The organism is Rhodococcus sp. As11 (assembly GCF_048957735.1).
Lineage (GTDB): Bacteria > Actinomycetota > Actinomycetes > Mycobacteriales > Mycobacteriaceae > Rhodococcus > Rhodococcus gordoniae.
Map to the genome: position 1 here is coordinate 279,010 of NZ_JARDJE010000006.1, position 26,543 is coordinate 305,552.

20 protein-coding genes are annotated in these 26,543 nt (G+C 67.5%); 12 read left to right on the plus strand and 8 right to left on the minus strand.

The window, feature by feature from the left end; genetic code table 11:
• Positions 1-7: 7 nt before the first annotated feature.
• The 4 genes from PV766_RS10905 to PV766_RS10920 all read right to left on the minus strand — a co-directional run bounded on the left by PV766_RS10905 (position 8) and on the right by PV766_RS10920 (position 4,942).
• Positions 8-1,111: a glycosyltransferase gene (locus PV766_RS10905; protein ID WP_064065114.1), complete on the minus strand. Its 1,104-nt coding sequence runs from the start codon at positions 1,109-1,111 to the stop codon at positions 8-10.
• A gap of 3 nt (positions 1,112-1,114) precedes the next feature.
• Positions 1,115-2,272 (minus strand): LuxR C-terminal-related transcriptional regulator, encoded by a 1,158-nt coding sequence (locus PV766_RS10910; RefSeq protein ID WP_421097017.1) that lies wholly within the window; start codon positions 2,270-2,272, stop codon positions 1,115-1,117.
• A 171-nt stretch (positions 2,273-2,443) separates the two neighbouring features.
• Positions 2,444-3,640, minus strand: a complete 1,197-nt coding sequence (locus PV766_RS10915; RefSeq protein WP_421097018.1) for an FAD-dependent monooxygenase — start codon at positions 3,638-3,640, stop codon at positions 2,444-2,446.
• A gap of 45 nt (positions 3,641-3,685) precedes the next feature.
• Complete coding sequence (locus PV766_RS10920) at positions 3,686-4,942, minus strand: MFS transporter (RefSeq protein ID WP_421097019.1); 1,257 nt, start codon at positions 4,940-4,942, stop codon at positions 3,686-3,688.
• Between the two features lie 48 nt (positions 4,943-4,990).
• Here PV766_RS10920 and PV766_RS10925 point away from each other — a divergent pair, with 48 nt between their 5' ends.
• The 4 genes from PV766_RS10925 to PV766_RS10940 are packed head-to-tail and all read left to right on the plus strand — an operon-like array spanning position 4,991 to position 8,530.
• On the plus strand, positions 4,991-5,848 hold the full coding sequence (locus PV766_RS10925) for an IclR family transcriptional regulator (RefSeq protein ID WP_421097020.1): 858 nt from the start codon (positions 4,991-4,993) through the stop codon (positions 5,846-5,848).
• Positions 5,849-5,906: 58 nt separating this feature from the next.
• A complete protein-coding gene (locus PV766_RS10930; RefSeq protein ID WP_064065118.1) occupies positions 5,907-6,977 on the plus strand; it encodes a cupin domain-containing protein in 1,071 nt (356 codons plus the stop codon).
• A gap of 5 nt (positions 6,978-6,982) precedes the next feature.
• Positions 6,983-7,804, plus strand: coding sequence for a fumarylacetoacetate hydrolase family protein (locus PV766_RS10935; RefSeq protein WP_421097021.1), 822 nt, complete (start codon positions 6,983-6,985; stop codon positions 7,802-7,804).
• A gap of 12 nt (positions 7,805-7,816) precedes the next feature.
• A complete protein-coding gene (locus PV766_RS10940; protein ID WP_064065120.1) occupies positions 7,817-8,530 on the plus strand; it encodes a maleylpyruvate isomerase family mycothiol-dependent enzyme in 714 nt (237 codons plus the stop codon).
• A gap of 80 nt (positions 8,531-8,610) precedes the next feature.
• On the opposite strand, the gene PV766_RS10945 is transcribed toward PV766_RS10940, so the two are convergent.
• From PV766_RS10945 to PV766_RS10955, 3 genes are all read right to left on the minus strand, one after another.
• Positions 8,611-8,994, minus strand: coding sequence for an excalibur calcium-binding domain-containing protein (locus PV766_RS10945; protein WP_115311422.1), 384 nt, complete (start codon positions 8,992-8,994; stop codon positions 8,611-8,613).
• Positions 8,995-9,184: 190 nt separating this feature from the next.
• Positions 9,185-11,068 carry a ketoacyl-ACP synthase III gene (locus PV766_RS10950; RefSeq protein ID WP_255162475.1) on the minus strand — a complete coding sequence of 628 codons (1,884 nt, stop codon included), beginning with the start codon at positions 11,066-11,068 and terminating at the stop codon, positions 9,185-9,187.
• 46 nt (positions 11,069-11,114) lie between these two features.
• On the minus strand, positions 11,115-11,948 hold the full coding sequence (locus tag PV766_RS10955) for a 3-oxoacyl-ACP reductase family protein (protein ID WP_129977602.1): 834 nt from the start codon (positions 11,946-11,948) through the stop codon (positions 11,115-11,117).
• A gap of 675 nt (positions 11,949-12,623) precedes the next feature.
• On the opposite strand from PV766_RS10955, the gene PV766_RS10960 reads away from it, so the two are divergent.
• Positions 12,624-13,403 carry an alpha/beta fold hydrolase gene (locus PV766_RS10960; protein WP_421097022.1) on the plus strand — a complete coding sequence of 260 codons (780 nt, stop codon included), beginning with the start codon at positions 12,624-12,626 and terminating at the stop codon, positions 13,401-13,403.
• Between the two features lie 84 nt (positions 13,404-13,487).
• Here the strand turns inward: PV766_RS10960 and PV766_RS10965 are convergent, their stop codons facing one another.
• Complete coding sequence (locus PV766_RS10965; protein WP_421097029.1) at positions 13,488-18,965, minus strand: carboxyl transferase domain-containing protein; 5,478 nt, start codon at positions 18,963-18,965, stop codon at positions 13,488-13,490.
• 836 nt (positions 18,966-19,801) lie between these two features.
• Here PV766_RS10965 and PV766_RS10970 point away from each other — a divergent pair.
• The 7 genes from PV766_RS10970 to PV766_RS11000 form a co-directional block, all read left to right on the plus strand.
• Positions 19,802-20,980: a hypothetical protein gene (locus tag PV766_RS10970; RefSeq protein WP_064063239.1), complete on the plus strand. Its 1,179-nt coding sequence runs from the start codon at positions 19,802-19,804 to the stop codon at positions 20,978-20,980.
• A gap of 185 nt (positions 20,981-21,165) precedes the next feature.
• Positions 21,166-21,591, plus strand: coding sequence for a hypothetical protein (locus PV766_RS10975; protein ID WP_255162478.1), 426 nt, complete (start codon positions 21,166-21,168; stop codon positions 21,589-21,591).
• A gap of 96 nt (positions 21,592-21,687) precedes the next feature.
• Entirely contained in the window at positions 21,688-22,545 is an 858-nt protein-coding gene (locus PV766_RS10980) for a ParA family protein (RefSeq protein ID WP_064063152.1), read from the plus strand.
• Positions 22,542-23,054 (plus strand): hypothetical protein, encoded by a 513-nt coding sequence (locus tag PV766_RS10985; RefSeq protein WP_064063153.1) that lies wholly within the window; start codon positions 22,542-22,544, stop codon positions 23,052-23,054. Before PV766_RS10980 ends, PV766_RS10985 begins: the two co-directional genes overlap by 4 nt.
• 145 nt (positions 23,055-23,199) lie before the next feature.
• Positions 23,200-23,925 (plus strand): hypothetical protein, encoded by a 726-nt coding sequence (locus PV766_RS10990; RefSeq protein WP_421097023.1) that lies wholly within the window; start codon positions 23,200-23,202, stop codon positions 23,923-23,925.
• 136 nt (positions 23,926-24,061) lie between these two features.
• Positions 24,062-25,045, plus strand: coding sequence for a TauD/TfdA dioxygenase family protein (locus PV766_RS10995; protein WP_421097024.1), 984 nt, complete (start codon positions 24,062-24,064; stop codon positions 25,043-25,045).
• Between the two features lie 422 nt (positions 25,046-25,467).
• Positions 25,468-26,543 (plus strand): cbb3-type cytochrome c oxidase subunit I (locus PV766_RS11000; RefSeq protein WP_421097025.1); only part of this gene is annotated, 1,076 nt, incomplete at its 3' end.

Below are 26,543 nucleotides of genomic sequence, written 5' to 3' on the forward strand. Positions count from 1 at the left end.
CTGTTCGTCAGTGGTCGACGAGCGTCAGAACTCGATCGGCCGCTGCCGATGCCCCGTCGACACGCCGGAGCCGAGCGCCGAGTTCCCCTGCCGCCGTGCGATACCCGTCCTCGGTCAGCAGACTGTTCAGGGCAGCGCGCACCTGCTCGGGCGACGCGGTCTTCCGGAGGCGGATGCCCGCACCGGCCTTCGCCACCTCGCGACCGATCATCGCCTGATCCGTCACTGCGGACATGGGCATGATCAGCATCGGAAGACCGTGGGCCAGTGCCCGGAAGGCCGTCGCATGCCCGCCGTGCCCCACGACCACCGAGCAGGTCGGCATCAGCTCGTGGTGCGGAACGTACCGGTGGACGGCCGCATTGGGCGGTACGCGCAATCCGGTGGGATCGATCGCAGGTCCGGTGGTGACGACGAACTCGGCGTCCATCTCCGCCGCCGCATCGAAGATGCTCTGGTAGGTACGGCGCTGGCCCGGGAAACCCGCCGTGCTCAGGCTGACGAGTACTCGCGGCGGTGTTCGTCCGACCGCGGCGGCCTTCGCGTCGTGGATAGCACCCGTCCAGATCAGCGAACCGTTCGTGTGCCGCCGCCCGGCCGGGTCGAGCACCCGATCCGAGCACACCAACCGCATGTCGGCCTGCTCCCACAGCCGCTTCGGACCCAGGCCGCGCAGACGCGCGCCGATCCCGAACGGCCCGTGACGGAACGAACCGTCGAATGCGGAGAAGAAGGTGTGGAACAGCACTACGTGCGGCACTCCGGTGCGCGCCGCCGCGTCCTGGGCGTTGAACAACATGCAGTCGACGATCACCAGATCGGTCGGTTCCCTGGTGATCTCGTCGTGAACGTCCCGGGCGACCGCGGCGTCCGTCGTCATGGCGAGGGCCATGGTCAGCACCTTCGCAGTGCTCAGCTCGACGTGCGGGGTCCAGGTCGGTGAGTGACGATAGCTGCAGAAGACGAGACCGGCGTCCTCCGCGACCTTCCGTTGCGATTCGTGTCCGAGCACCCGCACGTGGTGTCCGCGGCGATGCAACTCGCGTCCGAGCGCTGCTTCGGGTGGGTAGTTCCCGCCACCCTCCAACGTGACGATCAGGATGCGTGCCACGTTTCACCTCTTCCGCTGCGCATCGACCGGGACGTGTTTCGGGTCCGGCTTCTCGACGAACCACCCGTCCGGTCCGACCGTCGTACCGATCCGGGGGAGACAGTGGGTGAAGAACAACCGTGCGACGAGTTCCTGACGGCTGCCCACACCGGTCTTCGCATAGATGCTCTTCAGATGGTCCTGCACGGTGTACGGACTGATGAACAGTCCACGTGCGACCTCGGTGCGTGATTCTCCCGCGAGAACGTGCGCGAGGACATCGGTCTCTCGCTCGGTGAGGCCGTGGAGCGCGGCCGTGAGGGCCACGAGCTGAGCAGGTTGTGCGGGTTCGATGGCGACGACGATCCGGGCCGATTCTCCTCGGCCGTCCAGCGACCCGGCCCTGAGGACGAGCCACTGACCGTCCTGCGTGCGGGCACGTACGGCACGCGCTGCCGTGCCCTCGTATCGGAATCGAACAGCGATCACCACGGCGGGGAGCATGAAGGAACCTTCGTAGCCGAGACGCTCGAGATACTCCGTCGCCTGGGGAGTGGCCGATTCGATCTCGTTGTCCGCTCCCACGACCACGACCGCCGGTCCGGAACCGGCAAGCGATTCGTCGGATGCGAGTAGAGGGGATCCGCGCAACAGCGACAACCGGAGTCCGTCACCGATCTCGCTCACGCATCCCGCGAGCGTCGCCACCTCCTCGGCGTCGAAGCGACGGCCGGGACCGCGCATGAGAGTGCCTCCGCCCCAGACGCGGCAGTCGCGACCCCGAAAGACGAGTCGCACTTCGTCGTCCATCCCCTGAGGTTCGAGGATTTCGTTGTAGGGCAGGGCATCGCGGATGTCGCAGTCGAGGGCCTCGCGGATCGTCTGGACACCGGTTCGTGTCCGGGCGAGCCTGCCGTAGGTGTTCGCGAAACACGACGTGCCGTACTCGATGTGCGCCACCGTCTCAGCAGCGCGACCGGAGGGGTCGTCGGCATCGAGCATGGTTACGCCCGTGAACATCATGCTCGCCGGATCGACGAGGGCGACGCATCCGATGTCGTAGCGGATGCGCCGCCGGATCGTGTCGAGGACGGCGTGCCGGAACTCGGCGGGATCGGCGGTTCCGAGAGCGATGTCCCGAACCTCCCTGCGGAGCATCGACGTCTGCCGTGCCGCGGTCATATTTTCATTATGTGCTGGTCACGGACGTTCGGACACCCTTGGGCGCGGGACGAACGCCGCATATACGGCGAATGCCGTCCCCGATCCGCGGATTGGGGACGGCATTGTCCGGAAAGTGACGAATTACTCTGCGCCGCTGTGTGATCAGCGCTCGCCTAGCGTGATCGCCGCTCAGCGGTTGCGGTCGGAGCTGTAGCCCCAGAGCCAGTCGGTGTACTTGTAGCTCGACGTGTCGCGGATGCGGAACAGCTCGTTGCGGGCCTCGCGACCGGCACCGTCGAGATGCCACAGATCGCCCCACATACGGCCGGTGGTGAGGATGCGGTTGCAGCGCGGTGCGCGTTCGGCATTGACGTCCTGGAGGATCTTCGGCCAGTTCTTCGTATCGCCCTGCAGATCCTCGGCCGCGTAGTCGGCGAGGCGCCGGGCGTCCTCGAGCGCCATGACGGCACCGGATGCGAGGTACTGCAGCGGCGGATGCGCGGCGTCGCCGAGCAGGATCATCCGGCCGTCGACCCAGTTGTCGATGGGGTTGCGGTCGAACATCGGCCACCAGCGATCGGTCCACAGGTACTTCAGTGCGGCCTGCACGCTCTCGTGGCAGTGGTCGTAAGCGTGGGCGAGTTCCTCGGGGCTGCCCCACATCTCCTCACCGCGGAGGAAGGCCGGGGACTGGAACACCGCGACCTGGTTGAGCATCTCGCCCTGACGCAGCGGGTACTGGATGAAGTGGCAGCGCGGGCCGATGTAACCGACGACGTCCTCGATCTCTTCCTCGAGCGGAACCTCGTTCATCGGGAAGGTGCCGCGGAAGGCGACGTAACCCGAGCCGACGGGCTTGTCGTCGGAGAGCTTCGGGCGCAGACGCGAGTGCAGCCCGTCCATCCCGAGCGCGACGTCGCCGACGTGCTCCTCGCCGTTCTCGAGCACGACCCGCACGGTGTCGCCCTCGGTGACCACGTCGGTGACCGTGGAGTTCGTCCGCAGATCGGCGCCGGCCTTGCGGGCCGCTTCGACGAGCACGGAGTGCAGATCGGAGCGGTGCACTACGAAGTACACGCCGCCGTAGTGCTGCTGGTAGTCGTGTCCGAGGTCGATCTTGGTGAGGATCTCCGCGGTCACGGCATCACGGAAGACGAGGTTTTTGGGCAGCACGCCCTTCGCGATGACCTCGTCGTACACACCGAGTGACTGCAGGATCCGCGAACCGTGCGGGCCGATCTGAAGGCCCGCGCCCACCTCGCCGAACTCGGGAGCGCGCTCGAACAGCGTGACCTGGGCGCCCTTCTGCGCGAGAGCGAGGGCGTTGGCGACGCCGCCGATGCCGCCGCCGGCAATGAGAACTCGTGCGTCCTTCAGGTCGGACATGACACTCCTTCGGGTCGTGTGAAGCAGGGGAGACGGGGTCCGCGATCAGTGCATGGAGATCGGGCGAAGCGAATCGTGACGTGCGGGGAACTTCTTCCAGATCACCGTCAGCAGCAGCGACGAGATCAGGGCGCTGACACCGAAGAGCACGAAGTTGGAGTTGGCACCGAGGCCGGCGGCGAGCAACCAGCCACCGATCTGCGGTGCCGCGACGGCGCCGATACGTCCGACGCCGAGTGTCAAGCCGAGGGCGGTGCCGCGCAGGTGGTCGGGATAGTAGGACGCGACCGCGGCGATGATCAGTGCCTGCGTGCCGTGGGTGCCCACACCGGCGAGGACGAAGATCAGGTAGACCGCGGCGACCGGCGGGTCGAGCAGGAGGGTCAGCAGGGCGACGCCGGCGATGAGCGCGGCGACGATGCTGGTGGGGACCGAACCCCAGCGGACGCCGCCCCAGGCGGTGATGAACGAACCGGCGACCGCGCCGAGGTTCAGGGCCAGGGAGAACGTGAGGGCGTTGCCGAGATCGGTGCCCTCGCCCTGCATGAGCTTGGGCAGCCAGGTGCCGAGGCCGTACCAGGCGAGCAGCGTCACGACAGTGACTGCCGCGAACATGATGCTGATGGTGCGGAAACGGGAACCGAGCAGTTCCTTGAAACCACCTGCGGAGTTGTCCGGATGGCTGTTCGAGACAGCGTGCTTCGGCAGCACCTTGATCGCCAGCGGGACGAGGACGAGCAGCGGGATCAGTGCGAACGCGAACATCGGGCGCCAGCCCCAGTTGGGGATCACCGGGATGCCCACGAGAGCGGCGATCGAGCCGCCGATCGGGACGCCCGACATCATCATCGTCGCGACCGCGGCGCGCCACTTGTCCGGCACCAGTTCGGCGGCGAGGGCGTTCGAGGTCGGTACGAGTCCGCCGAGTCCGATGCCGGCGACGAGGCGCAGGAGACCGAAGATCACGGGCCCGGGCGCCACCGCGCACAGGGCGGTGAAGACGGAGAGGACGACGACGCAACCGATGACGGCGTTCTTGCGTCCGATCGCGTCGGAGAGTCGGCCGGCGAGGACCGCGCCGATCATCATGCCCACGAACGCGAGGCTTCCGAGGGTGCCGGCGGTGGAGGCGCTGATGCCCCACTCGCCTTGGAGGCTGGATATGACGTTGCCGTAGACGATGAGGTCGTAGCCGTCGAAAACGACGAACAGCCAGCAGACGATCACCGCCATGACGTGAGCACGGGGGAGCGTGATGTTGCCTCCGGCCCGTGTCGGTGAAGCCCCGTTCGGGAGATGCATTCTTCAACGGTGGGCGTGTGCCGCCCGGCGATGCAATAAAGTTCTGCTATGCAGAACAAGCCGATGGGCACGATCCGCAAGCCGACGTACATGCTCGGGTCCGTCGACAACGCGTTGCGGCTGCTGCAGTTGCTCCGCGATGCGGGTGCGATCCGGCTCAAGGATGCGGCCGCGGAACTCGGCACGGCGCCGTCCACCGCGCACCGTCTGCTGGCGATGCTCGTCTACCGGGGCTTCGCAGTGCAGGACGAGAAACGGATGTACCACCCGGGGCCGGCGCTCGGCGTCGGTCCGGCGAGTCAGGGGTGGACACGGGACTTCACCGACCTCTGCCGCCCGCACATGGAGGCCCTCGCCACGCTCGCCGACGAGACCGTCAACCTCGTGATCCGGGTGGGATCGCAGGCGCGCTTCCTGTGGACGGCGGAGGCAGCGTCGATCCTGCGTGTGGGCGATCGCCGAGGTCAGGTGCTTCCCGCCGAGCTCACCGCGGGCGGACGCATCCTGCTGGCCGAGCTTCCCCGCACGGTCCTCGAGCAGCTCTACCTGCGACCCGCGGACGAGCCCCACATCAGCAAGGGGCAGAGCCCCGCCTACGAGACCGACCGCCGGATGGCCATCGGGGAGTTCGAGGAGTTCGCGCACGAACTCGAGGCGGCACGCAACCTGGGTTTCGCGGTCAACGTCGAGCAGACGGAGGAGGGTATCGCTGCGATCGGAGTGGCGATCCGCAACGGTCGGGGTGCTGCGCTCGGTGCCCTCACGGTGGCCGTACCGGTCACCCGCTACCGGCAGCATCTGCGCGGAAGGCTGGTCGCGCAGATGCAGGCGGCGGTGCGGGGCATCGAGGTCGACGTCGCAGATATCGCCGGGCCGGACGTCTCGAATTCCACTCTGCAGAAATAGATGGATTCCTCGGTTCCGGCGCCCCTACTTTGGAGACAAAGCCGGACAAGGAGATTTCATGACTGCCACCGAGCCTGTCGATCCCGAGCTCCAGAAGCTGTACGACGACTTCGAGACCGAACACCTCAACCCGTTGTGGACGCAGATCGGCGACCTGATGCCGATGGTCCCGACGTCCAAGGCCGTCCCCTTCGTCTGGCAGTGGTCGACGCTGTACCCGCTGGCCCAGCGCGCCGGAGATCTCGTGCCGGTCGGCCGCGGCGGTGAGCGTCGCGCCATCGCGCTCGCGAACCCGGGCCTCGGCGGTGTCCCGTACGTCACCCCCACGCTGTGGGCGGCGATCCAGTATCTCGGCCCGAAGGAAACCGCTCCCGAGCACCGGCACTCCCAGAACGCCTTCCGCTTCGTCGTCGAGGGCGAGGGCGTGTGGACCGTGGTCAACGGCGACCCGGTCGCCATGCGCCGCGGCGACTTCCTGCTCACCCCGGGCTGGAACTTCCACGGCCACCACAACGAGACCGATCGGCCGATGGCGTGGATCGACGGCCTCGACATCCCCTTCGTGCACTACACCGACACCGGCTTCTTCGAGTTCGGCTCCGACGGTCTCACCGACGAGGGCACCCCGGACATCTCCCGGTCCGAGCGACTGTGGGTCCACCCCGGTCTGCGCCCGCTCGTGGGCCTCGACCGCAAGACCAGCTCGCCGATCGCGTGCTACCGCTGGGAGCACACCGACCGCGCGCTGAACGAGCAGCTCGCCCTCGAGGACGAGGGTTACGCCGCCACCCCGGAACCCGGCCACGCCGCCGTCCGCTACACCAACCCCACCACCGGTGGCGACGTCATGCCGACGATCCGCGCCGAGTTCCACCGACTGCGCGCCGGCGCGCACACCCGCGCCCGCCGCGACGTCGGATCCGTGGTCTTCCAGGTCTTCGACGGTGAGGGCCGCTTCCATCTCGCAGACAAGAGCCACGACGTCACCAAGGGCGACATGATCGTCGTCCCATCCTGGGTCGAGTGGTCGCTCGAGACCGACAAGGGTGTCGATCTCTTCGCCTTCTCCGACGCGCCGATCGTCGAACGTCTGCACTTCAACCGCACCATCATCTCCGAAGGAGCCTGAACCCCATGCGTCTCGCCACCCTCCGCCTCGACGGCGGCACCGCCGCCGTCCGTGTCGACAGCGACTCCAGCGCCACCGTCATCGACGGCTACGCCGACCTGTCCGCGCTGCTCGCCGATGCGAACTGGAAGTCGGTCGCCGAGCAGGCATCCGGAAAGACCGTCGACCTCGGCTCCGCCGACTACGCCCCGGTCGTCCCCGCCCCGGGCAAGATCGTGTGCGTCGGCCTGAACTACGCGACCCACATCAAGGAGATGGGCCGTGACCTGCCGGAGTACCCGACCCTGTTCTCGAAGTTCAAGGAAGCCCTCACCGGCCCCTACGACGACGTGGTCGTTCCCGCCTACGCGAGCTCGCAGCTCGACTGGGAAGCCGAGCTCGCCGTGGTCATCGGCAAGCAGGCCTACCAGGTCTCCGAGGCCGACGCCGCCGAGTACCTCGCCGGCTACTCCGTGATCAACGACTACACGATGCGCGACTACCAGTACCGCACGCTGCAATGGGATCAGGGCAAGACCTTCGAGAAGACCAGCGGCTTCGGTCCCTTCCTCGACACCGACTACCAGCTCGGCACCGCCATCGAGACCCGCCTCGAGGGCGAGGTCATGCAGTCGTCGAACACCAACGACCTGGTGTTCACCCCGGCCAAGCTCGTCGACTACATCTCGCACATCGTCACCCTGCAGCCCGGCGACGTCATCATCACCGGCACGACCGGCGGTGTCGGCCACGCCCGAAAGCCCGCGCGCTACATCGGCAACGGCGAGGTCTGCGAGGTCACCATCGAGGGCCTCGGCACCGTCCGGAACAAGACGATCATCAAGTAGGAGAAGCCGACCGTGGGATTCAACGATCTTGACCTGTCCGAGCGACTCCTTATCGCCCGGCGGGGCACGGCCTACCTGTCTCAGCGCCTGGCCGAGCTGACCGACGACGAACTCGACGGTCCCACCCTGCTCGAAGGGTGGGCGCGCCGGCATCTCGTCGCGCACATCGGCTACAACGCCGCAGCGCTGTGCCGGCTCATGGACTGGGCGGCGACCGGTGTCGAGACACCGATGTACTCCTCCACCGAGCAACGGGCGCAGGAGATCGCCGAGGGCGCGACGCTGAATCCCCCTGCTCTGCGGAACCTGTTCTCACACACAGTTGCCCGTCTCGACGAGAAGTGGCGGCAGCTGCCGGAGACTGCGTGGCAGGCGCAGGTGCGCACTGCGCAGGGCCGGCTCGTGCCGGCCGAGGAGACCGCCTGGATGCGCACGCGCGAAGTGTGGATCCACGCGGTCGATCTCGACAACGGTGGTCGCTTCGGCGACTTCCCGCCCATCATCCTCGACTCGCTGCTCGACGACATCGTCGGAATGTGGCGCAAGAAGGATCTCGGCGCGGGCATCGCGCTCGAGGTCGAGGGACGCGAGGCGGTCCGCGTGAACGGCGACGCCGAGACCACCCACACCGTCCGAGGCGATCTCGCCGGTGTCGTCCGCTGGGCGGCCGGTCGCGGCGCCGTCGGCGTCACCGGCGGAGAACTCAGGCCGCCGCGCTGGCTCTGAGATTCCTGCACGTACGAACCACGAAGGCTCTTCCATCCCCGGGGATGGAAGAGCCTTCGCCCGTCTACTGCACGGACCGGTCAGCGCGGATCCCGCTCGCACCCGATCCCGTCGTTGTCGCGGTCGAGTCGAGGCGCGTAGCCGGGGTCGTTGCGGTGGACCGGAGCCGCGCCGGCGTTCCACGCCTCGGTGCAGTTCTGGAATCCGCCACTCGGTGCGGCCGGAGCCGGACGGGGAGCCGGAGCCGCCTGGGGAGGCGGGGCGGCCTGGGGCGCGGGCGCGGCGGGGGGAGCCGGGGCAGGTGCCGGCGGAGGCGCGAACGGGTTGAACGACCCGCTCGGGACGAGATCGGCGATGCCCTTCGGGAGCAGGTCCACGAGAGGGAAGGCACCTGCGGTCGAGGGCGCGGTGACCGTCAGGGCCACACACCCCAGCGTCGCAGCGACAATGCGGCGGAACTTCATGCGCGAGGCCTTTCTGTACTTCGTCAGGATCCGATGTGCCGGATTCGAACGGAATGTCGGATTGAGCGCCGCGCGTGTTACGTCGCCGGGTGACAGACGACGATCGGTCCGCCCGCGACCGGATGTCGCGAGCGGACCGATGTTCTCCGGACCTGCCGGGGGACGGCCCGGATGTCTTGTCGTACGCCGGTCAGCCGGCGTCCGTCGTCTCGAACGGCACGACCACCTTCGGGTCGATCCGCATGACGGTGTAACCCGCCACCGCTCCCGCACCGAAGCCGGGGGCGAATATGCGCACCGGTTCGGTGATCACCCCGTCGCGGACGGCGTCGTGGATCGCGAGCGGGATGCTCGCCGACGATGTGTTGCCGACCTTCTCGATGTTGAAGTACAACCGGTCGGCCGAGAGTCCCGCGTTCGCGGCGAGCTCGATGACCATCGTCTTGTTCGCCTGGTGGGGAACGATGAGATCGATGTCGTCGAGCAGCGACCGCTCGGCGTCGTCGGGGGAGGGGATGGCCTTGATCTCGTCGAGCATCTGCGCCAGGTAACGACCGGCAAGCGTCTTCACCTCCGGTCCGTAGACCGTGATGAAGTTGTCGAAGTCCGGGTTCGGCCAGATGATCGAGTTGACCTCGCTCGTCGGACCGCTCGCGTAGCTGTTGAAGAACTCGAGATCGGGGGCATCGCCCTCGGCGGCGGGCGAGACGACGATCGCCGCGGCACCGTCACCGAAGATCATGCGGGACGGCCGGACGTTGCCGATCTTGTCCGAGAACTTCTCGACGCACACCACGAGGACGGGACGTTTCACCTGCTGCAGGATGCGGGTCGCCTCGGCCAGGCCGTAGGGCATGCCCGCGCACGCCGCGATGAGGTCGAACGAGGCATGGGTCTGGCCGATACCGAGTTCACCCGAGATCCACGTGGCGAGCGACGGGATCAGCCGTCCGCTCGTGCACGTGCAGGTGATGACCGCGCCGATGTCCTGCGGACCGATACCGGCGTGGGCGACCGCCTGCTTCGCCGCGATCAGGGCCAGTTCCTCGAAGGTCCCCGAGGTGTACCGGCGCTGTTCGATCCCGGTCTTCGCCGTGATCTCGTCGGCCGACATCGGCGACCAGTTGTAGGCGGTGTTCCGGATCAGGTCCTCGTTGGTGCACACCTGATCGCCGTGGGCCACCGCGATCGCATCGATGCGCGGTGCGACCGGGAACTCCGAGCGCACGTCGACGGCCGGGTAGGGCGTCGACGGGGCAACCGGTTCGTGCCGCGTGAACGAGGTGGCCTTGCGGGTCTTCCCGGAGGCGACCCGGTTGATGAACCGCTGCACCTCACGATTGCGTGGGTGCGAAACCACGACGTAGTCGTCGTCCTTCAGATCCGCCACCCGGGCGAGTTCGATTTCGTTTCCGTCCCAGGGCTGCTGGTTGTGCAGCACCATCGACCACCGGCTCAGGGCCTCGAGTTCGGCGACGTCCTCGTGGCAGTCGAGGATCTCGTCGTATCCGAACACGGGGTGGTTCGGATCGTAGTGGCGGATACGCAGGGTGATGTTCTCCGGATCGGAGAGCAGCTGCGCAACAGTGGGTTTGACGCTCGGCAGGTCGCCGGCGAAATGACGTCGCGAGCCGAAGACCGCGAAGAGCCGGTCGAAGATGTGATCCTCCGCGGCGCTGTCCCAGGCACGGGGGAGCGAGCGGTAGGCCTCCTCGACGGCCCCCAACCGCTCCTCGGCCTCGGGCCAGGGAGTCAGGCGGGGCATGTAGACGTCGTCACGGTTACGGGGCACGTCGCCCCAGCGGGTGACCCGCCGCTCGAACATCATCAGGGCGAAGCGGTCGGCCCAGAACACGTTGAGGGCCATGTCCCGCATGATCTCGAACTTCGAACCGTAATTACCCAGTTCGTGCCGGGCGAGGATCTCCGAGACCGTGGGTGCCTTGGTGTCGAAGTCGCGGCGGATGACGGCGTCGAGATGTTCGACGCTGCTCAGCGTGGAGAAGTCGAGTTCGGGAACGAAATTGGAGGGAAAGACGATTCGGCCGTGCCGGTTGAGCTCGAAGGGCTGCATGTGCGAGAGGGACCGTTCGATTCGAAGTTGTGGTGGGAAAGCCGGATCACATGTCCAGCCCGCCGTTGACACCCCACACCTGACCGGTGATGTACGAGGAGGCGTCTGCGGCGAGGAAGTGCACGACCCGGGCGATCTCCTGGGGGTCGGCGAGTCGCTTCACGGGGATGGTGTCCGTGATGCGCGCGAGCACCTTCTCGGGGATGGCTTCGACCATCTCGGTGGCGACGAAGCCCGGGGTGACGGTGTTGACGGTGACGCCGATGCCGTTCGGGTCCAGCTTGTCGTTCTTGGCCAGGTAGAAGGCCGCTTCCTTGGCGAGGGTCTTGGTGAGGCCGAACAGACCGGCCTTCGACGCCGCGTAGTTGGCCTGACCGATGTTTCCGGTCTCACCGATGACGGAGGAGACGTTGACGATGCGTCCGGTGCCGCGCTCGAGCATGTGCCGCAGTGCTGCCTGTGCCAGGTAGAACGCGCCCGAGAGGTTCACCCCGAGGACGGTGTCCCAGTCCTCGTCCTGCATCTTCAGCACCGTGCGGTCGATGGTGATGCCCGCGTTGTTGACCAGGATGTCCAGGCGGCCGTGTGTGGCGATGACCTCGTCGATCGTGCGCCGGCAGTCGTCGGCGTCGGCGACGTCGCCGCGATGCACCGAGTAGCGGACGTCCTTGCGGCCGTTGTCGTTCAGGTCTGCGAGGAACTGGTCCGCCTGAGCGGTGTTACGTCCGTAACCTGCGGCGACGGTGGCGCCCTGGCTCGCCAGGCTGCGGCTGATCGCCGCTCCGATGCCGCGCGTGCCGCCGGTGACGAAGGCGACGCGTCCGCGGAGCTTGTTTCCGCCGGCAGCGATCTGTGAGGTGGGTTCGATGGTGCTGGTCATGCTGATCTCCTCGCTGTGCGAGGGGGCGACGGGCGCGGCTGGTCGCCGACGTCGCACAAACGCCCCCTGCGCATTGATTTCCCTGTGGAGGAGCACGTTTCGAATCCCCCTGACTCGAACGCGTGTCCCCGTGAAACGAGCCCTCGTTGGCTCGTATCTCCCTGCGGAAACAATCATGCATCACGTCGAACATGTTGTCACCAGGAACAATTCGAGCTTCGAATTTCGGCAATTTGTCCGAATGTCTTGAAAAATGTTGTGCGACAACGGGATATGTAGTTCATGCGGGGTTACCTCACAGTACGAACATGCTGAATGTCCGTAGCCGACCTGGACGTACAGCCTGCACGAATCGGGCCGTTCCGGAATGGCACACCGTGTTACCGGGGAGTCGGCCACAACTGTGTGCACATGGCGTGAACGTGATCGGTCTTCACGAGATGTTCCGAAATGTGTTTCGGCACAATCGATTCGGAGGCGATGCTCGGCCGGGGGGATTGCCGCCGGCCATTGCTCGGGGAGGGCGCACTGCGTGCCGCTCGAGTCCGGCCGGCCGTGCGCCTCTCGGCATTCCCCGTTCGAGAACGAGCCACACCCCGTGCCGGTGTGATCCTCGACACTACCGTGGGTGATTGTGTCGAAGCACAGCTCGTCCGGCGGTGAGAGGATGGCCCCGTGAGCAGCACTCGTCTTGTCGAAACACCCGTGGCGGAGCTCGAGGTGCGTGTCGACGGGGAAGGGCCGGCGGTCGTCCTGCTTCCTTCCCTGGGACGCGACTCCTACGAATTCGATCCCATTGCCGGCGATCTCGCGGCAGCCGGATTCGCCGCTCTGCGACCGCAACCCCGAGGTATCGGAAGCAGCCGCGGGCCCATGGCCGGCCTCGACCTCCACGACCTCGCCGGCGACGTCGCCGGCGTCATCGAGAACTTCGACGCCGCACCCGCCGTGGTGGCCGGCCACGCATTCGGGCATTACGTGGCCCGGGTACTCGCCGCCGACCGGCCCGACCTCGTCCGGGGGGTCGCCGTGCTCGCCGCCGGTGCCCGCCGATTCCCGGCTTCGCTGACCGAGCGTGTCGCCAAGTGCTCCGACCTGTCGCTTCCCGACGGCGAACGGCTCGTGCACCTGCGCGACGTCTTCTTCGCCGAAGGGCACGATCCGGCGGTGTGGCTCGACGGGTGGTGGCCCGAGGCGATCGTGTCGCAGCGGGCCGCGATGGCCGCGACGGACAAGGAATCGTGGTGGACCGTGGCGTCGTCACCTCTGCTCGACGTACAGGCGGAAGAGGACGTCTTCCGGCCCGCGGAGACCCGAGGTGAGCTCGTCGACGAGTTCGGGAGCGAACTCGTCTCCACGGCCGTCGTGCCGGGTTGTGGGCACGCCCTCGTGCCGGAGGCGCCGCACGAGGTGGCCCGGATCCTGGTCGAGTGGATCCGTACGCGTCTCGAATGACGACCTCGTAGCATCGCTCCGGCCCCCACGACGACGAGACCCCACCGGAAGTGTCCCGGTGGGGTCTCGATCCGTCTGCGTGGGTTACGCGAGCGTGCGTGCCATGCCGCGCTCGACGGCCGCGATGATCTGCGGCCGCAGCTCGACCGCCGGCACGATCGCGTCCACGGACCCGACCTGCTGCGCGCGCTGGATGTTGTGGATCGCCTCGAACTCGGCCGCCACCTCACCGAGCTTCTCCGACCGGACCGCGGTACGCAGCGCGGTGAGTTCGACACCCAGACGCGCCTTGTCGCCGTCCTCCGCGGCCCGTAGCTGGGCTTCGAGTTCCACGACCCGCGGATCGCTCGCGGTGCGCTTGTTGACGTCGCGGGTGAAGACGACCGCTGCCGCGGGAGCGCCACCGAGCACGGAGGCGAACGAACCCTCCACGGCGAGGACTTCCATGTTCTCGTTCAGTGCGCCCGAGAACACCACGAAAGCACCACCGTGGTAGCGGGAGACCACGACGAACACGATCGGACCGTCGAAGTTGACGATGGCCCGGCCGATCTCGGCGCCGTACTCGAGCTGCAGGTTGCGCAGCGACTCGGGGGAGCCGTCGAAGCCCGACAGGTTGGCGAGCACCACGAGCGGACGATTGCCGCTCGCCGCGTTGATCGCCCGCGCCGTCTTCTTCGACGACTTCGGGAACAGCGTGCCCGACGTCCACTGATCCGGTCCGTCGGCGGGGAACCAGCCCTTGCGCGGGATCGCGCGGGACTCGATACCGATGACGCTGACGGGGATACCGCCGAGATGCGCGTCGAACACGACCGAGGTGTCGGCGTCGGCCATGTCGGCCCACCGTTCGAGCACCGCGTGGTCCTGGTCGACCACGGAGCGCATCACCGTGCGGATGTCGAACGGCTTCTTGCGATCCGGGTTGGTCTCGGACGAGAAGATGTCGCCGACGGTGGTGAAATCGCTGGACGGATGCACGTGCGGGTACACGCACACGTTCCGGTCCACCGGGTCGGCGGACACGGCCTTGCGCGGGAAGCGCTCGCCCGGTGCGACGTAGGCGTGGGCGTAGTGCGCGAACAGCGTCTCGATGGCAGCGCTGAGGTTGGGGGCCCAGTACTGCGCCTGGCCGTTGGGGCCCATGACGCGGTCGTATCCGCCGATACCGAAGTTGTCCTCGGCGGAGACGCCACCCGAGTAGTCGAGCGACTGCTTGCCGGTGAGCACCATGGCACTGTCCGGAGTCATGACGAGGATGCCCTTGGTGTGCATGAGCATCGTCGCCTCGGCGTTCCAGTACGGCTGCGCGCCGACGTTGATGCCGGTGACCACGACGTTGATCTCGCCGCCGTCCTGCGTGAACGTGATGATGCGACGCAGACCGCGCGACACCCAGTCCATGTTCTCGGTGCCCGAACCCATCGAGATCGTCGCGCCGGACGACAGGGCGAACCACTCGACGGGGGCGCCGAGGCTTTCGGCGAGATCGATCGCGGCGACCACGCGGGAACATTCCGCTTCCGCGACGGTGCCCAGCGCCTTGGTGGGATCACCGAACAACGCGACGCGCTTCATGCCCTCGGGATAGCGCGGGGTGGGGGTGTCGACGACGCCGACGATCAGACCGGCGGTGTTACGGCCGTAGGGGCGGTCCACCGGCACGAGTGCGCCCTGCTCGTCGAAATCGTATTCGACGAAGCTGCCGTCGCCGCCGGTGAGCAGCGGGATCAGCTCGTACGGGTAGACGGTGCCGCGGGCGCGCGAGCGCTGCACCTTCTGGGTGTACTCGTCGAGCGGCTGCAGCGGCTCCTTCGGAGGCTCGGTGACCCGCACGATGACGCCGGCGCCGGACCGGTACGAGAAGCGCAGAGCGACCTCACGTACCGGCTCGTCGTGGCGCTCGCGCCACGAACCGATGACGGTGATCTCCTCCAGGCCGGCACCCACGGTCAGCGGCGCGGCGTTGTTGCCGATGCGGCGCAGGTCCTCCATGTCGAGATCGACGACGGGCCACACGTAGAGCACCACGCGGTTCGCGTCGAGACGTCGCCCACCGCGGTTCGCCTGGGCGCGGCGCATGCCGTCGAGCGAACCGGCCAGTGCGCGTTCGAAGGCCGGAAGTCCGACGATCCTGCCGGTCTCGTCGCGCTGCGGCGTCAGGTCGCGCACCTCGGCCAGCGCGATGAATCGCTCGTCGGACGGATTGTCCTGCGACACCAGGTGATACAGGTAGGTGTCCGGATTGGCGGGCAGGCGGGTGCCGTCGAAGTTCTTCAGACGCCACAGATCCAGACGCTGACCCGTGAGCGGGTGGATGTCGCGGATGTTGGTCTCCTCCGCGTATCCGGTCTCGTAGGGGCGGAAGGTGAACACGTGCTCTTCGGCGGTGTCGGTGTGGCAGACTGTCACGGTCACGCGTCGGGCCGCACCCGTCACCGTGCGGGCGGCGAGTGCGGTGCGCAGCGCGTCCGCCTGGGCGTCGGCATCGGCCGGAGCGTCGTCCCACGCGAGATACAGGTCGATCACCAGGTTCTTCGTGTCGGGAACCGATGCCGCCGACTCCTCGACGGCGGCGAGCAGCGAGGCGAACTCGGCGTGCGGTGCCTCCGCGGAGATCAGGTACAGACGGGTGCCGCGCAGATCGAAGTTGCCGGTGACGAACTGGTGCCCGGCGACCGTGCACGAGCAGACGTCCTCGAGGGTGCGGATCTTGTACGCCCGTCGGGTGATGACCTCGAGCAACGGACCCGGAACGGTCTCGGGACGCGTGATCTGCTGTGCGAGAAGGTCGATCAGCGGCTCGGGGGTAGCGACCAGCGACTCGATGCGCTGCGCGTAGTCCGCCGCCTGCGCATGCTCGGCGAGGTACGCGAGCGAACCGCGGACCCCGTCGTAGACCTGCTCGCGGGCCTTGCGGATCACGGGTTCCTCGAAGTAGCGGTATCGCAGGTTGCGGGCGGTGTCACCGATGACGGGGAACCGGACCTGGGTCGCGACGATCAGACGGTCGAGGACCTCGTTGAGTTCGTGGGAGATGCCCACCTCGGTGTCGTCGCGTTCGATCCAGCGGTCGAGCAGCGCAGTGACCACGGGAACATGGGCTTCGATGCGCTCGAGTGCGAGGAACAGCCGGTAGACGGCCTCCTCGAGATCCGGGGTGCGATCGAGTTCGAGGACGTCGTAGTGCCGCAGGGCCCGTGCGAGGCGAGCACGGAAGCTGTCGGGCAGCCCTCCGACCTCGACGTCGAGCGACTGCAGGTAACCGTGGAAGAACTCGCGGGGGCTGTGCACCCGATCGTCGCTGTTCTTCTCGTCCTCGGTCGGGCGGTTGCGCGACAGTTCGCACACGTCGGCGAACGTCGTGAGCAGCGCCAGTTCGGCGCGGACGATATCGCACGAGTCGACGGCGCCGGAGAGCTGCTCGTAGTCGGCGATCAGGGCCGCGGTGCGCTTGGCGGACACGTCGTATCCGGTGACCAGCGCGGCCAGCGAGTCGAGGCGGGCAAGGGCGTCGGCGGCGACGTCGTCGCTCAGCGAGGGCGCCGGTGCGGCGAACTCCACCCGCTCGACGGCTTCGGTGACGACCTCCTCGACGATCTGGTCGACCCGCAGGAGCGGGGCACCCGCGTCGACCTGGGCGTTGACGACGGCCAGGATTTCGCGGACCTTCCCGGCGAAGGGGGCGCGGACCGCGGTCTCCATCTTCATCGACTCGAGCACGACGAGGGTCTGACCGGCCTCGACCTCGTCACCGACGGCGACGGGGACCGCGACCACCACGGCGGGGGCGGGTGTGCGCACCACACCGGCCTCGTCCTGGCTGATCTGGTGGCTGATGCCGTCGACCTCGACGAGGAAGTGGGCGGGACCGGCGATCGACACCACGTTGTGGCGGTGGCCGCCGACGGTCAGACGCGACTCGTAGGCGCCGAGCCGCTCGACGTCGACGTCGAACTCGGAGGTGCCGGTGTCGACCCGGTAGCGGTGCGGACCGACCTGTCCGACGACGAGTTCGTAGGCCTGTCCCTGGTAGCTCAGTTCGACCTTGCGTCCGACGGTGTGGCCGGCGCGCGGGCGGCCACCGCGGGCGGAGGCGAGGAAGGCGGCGCGTTCGCGGGCCTCGTCGGTGTCGTAGACGTCGACAGCGGTCGCGATGAGTGCGACGTCGGCGACCTTGGACGGTCCGGTCTCGGTGCCGGCGCCGGTGCGGTCGAGCCAGCCGGTGTCGGCGGAGGCGTCGATCACCTCGGGGCGATCGAGCAGATCGAGCAGGAACGACTTGGTCGTCGTGCCGCCGTCGAGGACGACGGTGGTCTCGCGCAGAGCGGTGCGCAGGCGGGCGAGCGCCTCGTCACGGTCGCGGCCCCACGCGATGATCTTGGCGACCATCGAGTCGTAGTCGGGCGGGATGACGTCGCCCTGGGCGATGCCGGTATCGACGCGCAGGCCGGACCCGAGCGGGAACTTGAGCAACTGCACGGTGCCGGGAGCGGGTGCGAAGCCGTTGGCAGCGTCCTCGGCGTTCAGACGGGCTTCGACGGCGTGCCCGAACTCGCCGGGGCACTCGCCGGGCAGCTTCTCGCCGGAGGCGACGAGGATCTGCAGCTTGACGAGGTCGATGCCGGTCGTGGCCTCGGTGATGGGGTGCTCGACCTGGAGGCGGGTGTTGACCTCGAGGAAGGTGAAGATCTTCAGGTCGGGCTGGTAGAGGTACTCGACGGTGCCGGCACCGGCGTATCCGGCCGCGCGGACGAGATCCGCGGAGACCGCGCGCAGGTGGTCCGACTGCTCCTTGGTGAGCAGGGGAGAGGCCGACTCCTCGATGACCTTCTGGTTCTTGCGCTGGATCGAGCAGTCGCGCACCCCCGGGGCCCACACGTTGCCATGCTTGTCGGCGATGATCTGGACCTCGACGTGGCGCGCGTCGGTGACGAGACGCTCGATGAACACGACGGGGTCACCGAAGGAACGCTCGGCCTCACCCTGGGTGCGTTCGAGGGCGAGTTCGAGCTCGTCCTCCGCATAGACCTTGCGGATGCCGCGGCCGCCGCCGCCGGAGCGGGCCTTGATGATCAGCGGATAGCCGATGGCCTGCGCGTGGCGGCGGGCGTCGGCGCGGGACTCGACCGGTCCCCCGGACCACGGTGCGACGGGAACGCCGACCTTCTCGGCGAGGATCTTCGCCTCGACCTTGTCGCCGAGCAGACGCATGGCGTCGGCCGAGGGACCGATGAAGGTGATGCCGAGGCGGGCGCAGAGCTCGGCGAAGGCAGGGTCCTCGGCGACGAAACCCCAGCCGACCCAGACGGCGTCGGCTTTCGCCTCGAGCAGAGCGCGCTCGAGTTCGGCGTGATCGAGGTAGGGGGTCGCCGCCGTGGTCGACGGGCGGAGGGTCACTCCTTCGTCGGCCTGACGGACGAACATCGCCCGTCGTTCGGCGTCGGTGTGCAGAGCGATCGTCCTGATGTCGTAGCCGTGCTCGGAGTTGAGCTCCCGGACTGCCCGGATGAGGCGTACGGCCGCCTCACCGCGATTGACCACTGCGATCCGCTTGAACATACTCGTTGCCACCGTTCTCCATGGTTTGTGCACGCATCGGGCGCGCGTCTCGAAGCTCCACCCCAATGAGGAGGACAAACTAACCGGTCCTACGTTCCACGTCTCGTGTTGGCGGCGCGAGCGGGAACATGTAGCGGTCGGCTCCTCGTGGTTGGCATGGGCATGCGTGTTCGTCGTCGATCCACCGGGCAGCATCCGCGGTGTCCGAAGGACCGTTTCGAACAGATCTTCGCAGCTACGGCCACCGGTTGCGGCGGTCACGTCCCCCAGGGTGAAGGCTCCGTTCGGATAACAGCATGGAGGAAACATGAGGGTTTGTCACGTTTCGCCTCCCGGTGGAAGGTCTCGCTGCGCCTCCTCGGCCGCAGTCTCCCACTGCCTCTCGGGCGCAGGGACTTTCGGTCGGGAGCGGGGCGCGGGAGGGGGCATCGCGCGTGAGGGCGCGGCCGGTACTGTGCAGTAACACCCATCGGTAACTTGCGGGACCGTTCGTGGCCCGCCTCGAACGACTCCTCGTTTGCGCTGGTACGCAGAGGTTTTCGGGTGCTCTGAACCGGTCCGCGATCCGGGACCGGGCACATCGTGCCGCACTCGGCCGGAAGTCCTGTGACATCCGTCACGAGATGCGAAAACGTGCAGCTTTCAACCGAACCGGGACGCGCGTGGCGATGCCCCGAATCGGGAGCGTCGGCGGTCCGGGTTCCGGGCCGGTTCCGGGCATTCCTCCGAGTCCTTGCGGAATCTGGAACAGTGGAAGTGTGCGCCTGCGACCCGAGTCGCAGGAGCGTGTACGGCGGACGAGCCCGCGAGGAGGATCCGTGCCCGATCGACCCCACATCCCCGACCGCGACGACGCGCCGGACCACGACGGCACGCCGGTGGACCGGCGCGCCCGGATCGCCGGGCAGGTCCGCCGATGGTGCGAGAGCGGCAGCATCGAGGGCCGGCACGCGCCGCTGTCGGATGCCGCAGCCGTCGCGCTGGCCGCCGGCCACCTCGACGAATCTGCACGCGCGATAGTGGCGAACCGCCGGCGGGCCGGACGCCGCCTGCCCGCGCTCGACGGCTTCGGGGAACTGCGCCGTCTCTCCGACGACCACGCTCGTATCCGCGCGCGCATCGCCGGTCAGCGGCCCGGCGCCGCGCGACTCGCGCTCGAGTACCGGGCCAACGAACTCGGCAAGCGCATCCGGATGGCGCGGCAGACCGTCGTGCACTCGCCGTTGCACTACGCCCAGGGGGTCCGCGCCGTGCGCCGCGACCGGCGCGACGGACTGCACCTCGAGATCGAGCAACGCGAAGCGCTGTTCGCCGCCCTGCAGCGCACCCCCGCACCCCTGCCGGTCGCTCCGGTGGAGCAGGCGCGCGAAATGGTGCTCGGTGTCGCCGTCGATCGTGTGAGCCGCTGGTCCGAGCACACCCCGCTGGCCGAGGCCGGACGCCGCGTGGCCGAACGGCTCGGGCAGGAGAGACCCGCCGGCGACGATCGCTTCGTCGACCGCTACGACACTCTGCTGTTCCTCGCCGGGTCGCTGTACGACCGTATCGAGGCCTCGGCGGCGTGGCGTTCGGATTATTTCGAGGTTCAACGAGCCCAGCTCGATCTCGCCGAGGAACTCACCCAGATCGCGGTGGACACCGTCGCTCTGCGCGATCTGCTCGACGAGCTGCGGGCCGCCGTCCGATCGGCGCCGGAAGCGCGTTCCGGGCTCGAATCGCGGGTGGCCGCGCTCGCGCCGGTATGGGATCAGATTCTCGCGCGCGTCACAGCCCTTGCGCGTATCGGAGACCTCCTCACGCGGGCCGAGGACCACCTGCACCTCGCGCACATCGCGCAGCGCACCGCGAATCTCGACGAGCGGATCGACGATCTGATCGGAAGGTCGGGTGTGCGCGAGTTATCTGCGGAGAACACCGATTTCGTGGTCGACCAGCTCGGGGCGGCGGCCGGGTCGATGGTCGCCCTCCGCAGTGCCCTGCGAACGGACATCGCGGAGCTCACCGGGAAGGAGTGACCCGGAGTCACTGTCACCGCTCACACCGATTCGGCTGCAGGTCGGGGCGGATACCCGAAGTCGCGGGACGTGACCCGCCTCACTGGTGTATTTGTCCGAACCGGTGGTAGCTTCCTCGGGTCCGGTCGGGGGTCGATCCACAAGGGGGCGCGGTGGCGTCGCGGTTCGTGCGTACAGGTTCTGCGTTGGCTGTCGCTGTGGCGCTGGGTGTCTCGGGATGTTCGGGGTCGACGAGTGTGTCGGTCGTCGACGACCCGAGGCTCGAGGCCGAGTTCGAATCCGTCCTCGTCTCGGGGCAGACCCGCACGCTCGGGGAGATCACGGCCGCCGCGGGCATCGAGTCGTGGGACCGGATGTACTACTTCCGGGTGCCGGTGCTCATGAGCGAGCTCAACCGGATGATGCACACGCCGGGCGTGACCTGGCGCAACCTGCCGGGGGCCGATGCCGAAGGGTTGATCGTCTTCGTCTCGCAGGAGCAGGTCGTGCGCGCGGTCGTCGACCGCGAGCCGTCGCTGTACCTGAGCGGCTTCGGGACCTCCGATTCGAGCGTCACGCCCGATGCGCTCGCCGGAATTCCTCGTCTCGCCGTCGAGTCCAGGGGGCGCTGATCCGGTAGGCGGCACCCGGCTGCCCTGTATGTCCGCTCTCGGGTAGTTTTTCTCGCAACAACGAGTGAAGACTTTACTTTCCCGAAGAGGTGTGGGGTGGCACGGGTAATCGCGACGATCAACCTGAAAGGTGGCGTCGGCAAGACCACGACGACAGCAGCGCTCGGCGAGTTCATGGCGGCGGAGTTCGGGCAGCGAGTGCTCCTGATCGACCTCGACCCGCAGACCAACCTCACCACGATGATGGTGGGGGAGGAGCGTTGGCAGGAACTGAACGAACTCGGGCGGACCCTCGCGACGCTCTTCCGGAAGGCGATCGATCCCGATGCCGACGAGTTCGACATCGAGAAGGCCGTCCAGCGTGGTGTCTCGCCCGTGCGTACGGTGCGTGATCTCGACCTGCTCGCGTCGTCCCTGGACCTCATGGACATCCAGGAAGGTCTCACCCATCAGCAGTACGCCGATCCCGGCTCGCATCGTCCCGTCGAGATCCTGCTGTCGGCAGTGCGGCCCATCGCCGATCGATACGACTACATCCTCGTCGACTGTCCGCCGAATCTCGGCATCCTCACGCTCAACGGGTTGCGTCTCGCCGACGGGTATCTGATCCCCACGATCCCCGACATCCTGTCCACCTATGGAATTCCACAGTTGCAGAACAAGATTCGGGAGCTTGCGAAGCGGACCGGGCACTCGGTGCGGGAGATCGGTCTCGTCATCACGAAATATCGCAGTGCGTCGAATCTGCACCGCACCATCATCGAACAACTCCAGCGCGACGATCGCATCGCGAACGTCGTTCCCGCCTGGGTGCCCGAAGCCAACCAGATCGCGGCGTCCGCCGAGTACGTGCCCTACGGCACGCTCAAGCGCAAGTACGGCAACACCGGCCAGTACGACGCACTCCGTATCCTCACCGAGACCATCATGATGAATGCGCAGGTGTACCTGTGACGAATCCCGGCACCGATACCGACATGGCACAGGCGCGTCTGCGGGTGCGCATCGGCGAGGCGAGTTCGGCGCTGCTCCGCCTCGACGAGACGGCCCCCGGAACAGCGGGCGCGCTGGTCGCCCTCGTGCAGGTGATCGCCGACGAGGCGGCGCGCACGCCGCGCTTCGCGAAGGCGCTGGCAACGGCGCTCTCGGTCACCACCGACGCGGCGGTCCCGGTGTCTGTTCCCGCCCTTGCTGCTCCTGCCGCTGCAGCCAGGACGCCCGCACGCCGCAGTCGGCGTGCACCCGGAGCATTCGATCCGTTCGCGGTGTACCGCGAGAACGGAGAGGCGATTCTGCGGGAGAGGCTGTCGTCCCTCGGCGTCGAGCAGCTCAAGGACATCATCGCCGAACACGCCATGGACTACGACAAGCTCGCGATGCGTTGGCGCACGCCGTCCAAACTCCAGGACCGCGTCGTCGAACGGGTCAAGGCGCTCACCACGAAGGGTGATGTGTTCCGGTGACAGGTCACAGACGGTTCTTGTTCTGTTCATAGCCACGTATGGTCGGTCGAGACCTCCGGTCTCGACAGAGACCGCAGGACGTGGGTGCATCGAGTCGCGGATCTCGCTCGACCGCTCGATGTGCGCACCGAGAAGAGGAGCCTACATGGGGGACATCGTCCGACAGGGAGTCACGGCCTTCGTCGCCGAGGTATCGGCGCGCGGCGGCCGGGCCGAGCCGATTTCCGGGCAACGGGACGTCCGCGTACGCGGGACGGACGGCTCCGAACGAGTGGTGCGGGTGTGCTCGACAGCGAGCGATCCGTGGCTCGCGCGACGCCGGGACGGAGTTCCCGCCGCCGACGGCTCCGGGGTGTCGCACTGGGTGTTCGTCGACCTCGCGCCTCCCGCACCCGAGTTCTTCGTGGTGGACGCGGACGATATCGAAGCGGGAATCGAGGAGGAGGTCGCTCTCTGGCTCGCCGACCGTCCCGGCCGGACACCCACCGGTAGCCATCCGATCCAGCGCAGCAACGTCCTTCACGGTCGCGATCACTGGGATCTGCTCGGTCTCGCGAAGACCAGGGATCCCGGGCACGACCCGGCGCCCGCGCCCGAAACAGGCGCCCGCGTGGAACGCCCGGCCGCACCGGCGGTCGCGGAACCCGAGGCCGACGACGGGCGGCTCGCGGTGGTGGCCGACATCGGGGGTTACCGCGTCCAGGGGCGCGTCGATCCGGCGTCGGGGACGCTCGAGATCACCCGGGGGCCGATGGAGGGGCGCCGCTTCCCCGACACCACGGCCGCGGCACGGGCGCTCGTCGCCTTCTTCGACGACCACGAGACGCTGCCCGACGGAGACACCTTCTGGCGCAGCGAGGTCCTCAAGTGAGAGTGCGCGCTCCCGGCAACGGGGGCGATTCGTTTCGATCTCGGTGACCACAACCGTCGACTCGGACGACGGATGGCGGTGAACTGGTCCGGCGCAGTACACGACGCCCGGTTCAGCTCACCGAAGGGGAGATCGCATGACCATCACCGAACTCGATCGCGACACGACCACCGCCGAATCCGTCTATGCGGCCGGGGGTATCGCGGTCACCCGGCTGGGGCAGCACATCGGTGCTCGCATCGACGGAGTGCGCTTGTCCGGGTCGTTGTCGCCCGAGACGGTCGAGGCCGTCCGCTACGCGCTCGCCGTGCACAAGGCGATCGTCTTCCGCGGTCAGCATCATCTCGACGACGAGGAGCAGTGGGCCTTCGCGGGTCTGCTCGGAACACAGACCCAATCGCACCCCACGGTCCATTCGAAGGGCACGCGGTTGTTGCCCATCGAGGGTGCCGCCAACAGCTGGCACACCGATGTCAGCTTCGTCGACCGCATTCCGAAGGCGTCGATCCTGCGTGCGGTGACGCTGCCGCCGTACGGTGGTGCGACGACGTGGGCGTCCACGACCGCCGCCTACGAGCAGTTGCCGGGCGCATTGAGAGCGCTCGTCGACAACCTGTGGGCCCTGCACACCAATCTCTACGACTACGCCGAGAAGCTCGACGTGGGCAGTTCGGATCCGGCACTGACCGAGGAACGCCGTCTCTATCAGGACGAGTTCCGCCGCACCACCTACGAGACGATCCACCCGGTCGTGCGGATTCATCCGGAAACCGGTGAGCGCACCCTGCTGCTCGGTCACTTCGTGAAGGAGTTCGTCGGCCTGAAGCCGTCGGAGACCGCGGCGCTGTTCCAGCTCCTCCAGAGCCGGATCACGAAGTTGGAGAACACCTTCCGGTGGTCGTGGGAGAGTGGCGATGTCGCGATCTGGGACAACCGTGCCACACAGCACTACGGCATCGCGGATTTCGGCGACCACACCCGGCGGCTGCAGCGCATCACTCTCGCCGGCGACATCCCCGTCGGCGTCGACGGCACACAGGCCCGGGTCGTGCAGGGCGACGCGCGCGAGTACTCCGTGGTGGAGGAGCCGTCGCGGTTGCCCGGTTTCGGCGAGCGCTGAGCCACCGGAACGCGACACGGTCGTCGGAGCGCGAAGCATCCCGCGTCCACGACCGTGTCGCGCTCCTCGCGCCGGCTGTGTCGCGTCGTCGAGGTGAAGATCGGCATGAACGGATCGGTCGGCCCCTTTTCCCGGTACGGCTCGAGCGGGCCGGCGCCGTCGATGAGTGCCCGCCACTCGGGACTCGCGACGTCGACGACGGTCACGTGGTAGAACACGTTCTCGTCCGGGCACGGGAGGAGTTCCGGCGGCCCGTTCCCGTGCGGATATCCGAGTCGCACTTCCGTCCGCGAACCCGGTGCGTATGTGTGACGGAACGCATACTCTGGGTGCACCTGCAGCATCGCGGGTGGTGATCGTCGCGCGCGCCGATCCCGTCCGCGCCGCACCGTTGCCGCCGCACGGCGGCTCGAGGAGGCCCGATGAACGCGGTTGTCGCTCCCGTCAAGCCCACGCGGCCGTATCCGCCGCGAGCGCACTCCAAGGGGGCGGTCCTTCACGACCTGATCACCACGACGGACCCGAAGAAGCTCGGACTGATGTACATCTTCACATCGTTCGCGTTCTTCCTGTTCGGTGGTCTGCTCGCCCTGTTGATGCGCGCGGAGCTCGCGGTCCCCGGCCTGCAGTTCCTGTCGAACGAGCAGTACAATCAGCTGTTCACGATGCACGGCGGCATCATGCTGCTGATGTACGCGACGCCGGTCGTCTTCGGTTTCGCGAACTACATCCTGCCGCTGCAGATCGGCGCCCCCGACGTCGCCTTCCCGCGCCTGAACGCCTTCAGCTACTGGCTGTACCTGTTCGGCGCGCTCACCGTGGCATTCGGGTTCATCACTCCCGGTGGTGCCGCGGACTTCGGCTGGACGTCCTACATGCCGCTCGCCGACGAGATCCACTCACCCGGTATCGGCGGCAACCTGTGGTTCCTGGGTCTGGCGGTGATGGGTCTGGGCACCATCCTCGGCGGCGTCAACATGATCACCACCGTGGTCTGTATGCGTGCACCGGGGATGACCATGTTCCGCATGCCCATCTTCACGTGGAACATCTTCATCACGATGATCCTCGTGCTCCTCGTCTTCCCCCTCCTCGCCGCGGCGTTCATGGGGGCTTTCGTCGACCGCGTGATCGGTGGCAACATCTACGACCCCGCCACCGGCGGCGTGCTCCTCTACCAACACTTGTTCTGGTTCTTCGGTCACCCCGAGGTGTACATCATCGCACTGCCGTTCTTCGGCATCGTCTCGGAGATCTTCCCGGTCTTCTCCCGCAAGCCGATCTTCGGATACAGCGGCCTGGTCTACGCGACCATCGCGATCGCGGCGCTGTCCATCGCCGTGTGGGCGCACCACATGTACGCCACCGGCGCGGTGCTGCTGCCGTTCTTCTCGTTCATGACCTTCCTGATCGCCGTCCCGACCGGTGTGAAGTTCTTCAACTGGATCGGCACGATGTGGAAGGGCCAGATCACCTTCGAATCGCCGATGCTGTTCTC